At 70.0% G+C, this 1296-nt stretch carries 2 protein-coding genes; both read right to left on the bottom strand.

Going from position 1 to position 1296, the window contains the following annotated elements; translation table 11 throughout:
• Positions 1-170: 170 nt before the first annotated feature.
• Positions 171-953, bottom strand: a complete 783-nt coding sequence (locus tag I5M_RS06700) for an ATP12 family chaperone protein (protein WP_022720692.1) — start codon at positions 951-953, stop codon at positions 171-173.
• A gap of 35 nt (positions 954-988) precedes the next feature.
• A partial coding sequence (locus I5M_RS06705; protein ID WP_085980995.1) for a hypothetical protein occupies positions 989-1296 on the bottom strand: 308 nt, incomplete at its 5' end.

Consider the following 1296-nt stretch of genomic DNA (forward strand, 5'->3'; position numbering starts at 1 on the left):
TGCTGTCCGAGACGACAGCCCCGCGCCTGCACCACCGATCCGGGCTGCAGCCCGATATCGGCGGTGACGCCCTGCAGGGCGACGAGGGAAAGAGTCGGATCGACCGTGATCGCCATGCGGGCCCGCCGAACGAGGGTGACGCAGACTAGACTGCGGCCGTAAACCCCTCGTTAACTTCCGCGCGCCACGGCGGCCAGCACCTGCGCCACGGCGTCGAATTCGGCACGCCGCGCGCTACGCTGCGAGGCGACTTCCTCGTCGAGCCCCCATTGCTCGATGTTCCAGTCCTCGTCGACATGCGCCGCCGCCCACACCGCGTCCGCGGACAAATGCCCGTGCAGCAGCGCCAGCGCCAGCACCGCCGAGCCGGTCAGCGTCGTCACCACATGGAACGCGCCGATCGCCCAGGGATCGGACGGCAGCGCGGCGCGCGCCGCTTCGATCGCCGGCTCCGGCTGGCCGACATGGATGACGCCTTCGCTGAGGATGAAATGTGCGCCGAGCACGTCCTTGGCCCAGAACAGCACCGGATCCCAGTGCTCGGCCTCGCGCGCCACCAACGCTTCCGGATGACTGGCGCGATAGAACAACAGATCGGACGAGAAGTACTTGGCGACGTCGTCGGTCACCGCGTCTTCGCGGCCGGTGACGCCGTCGATCACGCTGTTGGCGAGCCGCGTCAGCGGCATCGTGGCCGGATCGATCAGGTCGGTTTGCGCCTGCCATTCGGCGGCGATGATCTCTGCGAGCGCGCGCGTCGGCGCCGCCAGCGGATTGCGCGTCGGCGTCTTGACCGAGCGGCCGTCGAGCTGCACGGCGAAGCCGTCGGGCGCCTCGGCGACGCTGGCCTCTTTGTAGAACCGCTTGGGCAATTGCGCGCGGCTCGACAGCCGCGACGATTCCTGCGGATCGAGCGGCGAATGGCCGGCGACGTCTTCGATCAGTTCACGCATGGCGTCTCGCTTGTCATCGCGTCAAAGTATCTACGTCATTGCAGCGCGCAGGAGCGCGCGTAGCGATCGCGTTCGGTGCTGCTCAGCCCCATGCCGGCGCCCTCGTCGAGGCAACGCGCGAAGCGCTGGTGGAACGAGCTGCGGCGCAGCTGCGCCTTCGGTCCCTGCGGCGCCGGCTCGATGTTCTCGTGCGTCAGCGGCGGCGGATCGGCGAGGCGCGGCACCACGGGCACTGTCGCCACCGGCGGGGGCGGCGCGGGCGGCGGCACGTTCGGCGGCGGCAGCAGCGTCGGGCCGTTGCCGATGAGCTGGGCGGAGGCGCCGATGGCGACCGCACTCAGAG

This window comes from Rhodopseudomonas sp. B29 (assembly GCF_000333455.1).
GTDB lineage: Bacteria > Pseudomonadota > Alphaproteobacteria > Rhizobiales > Xanthobacteraceae > Rhodopseudomonas.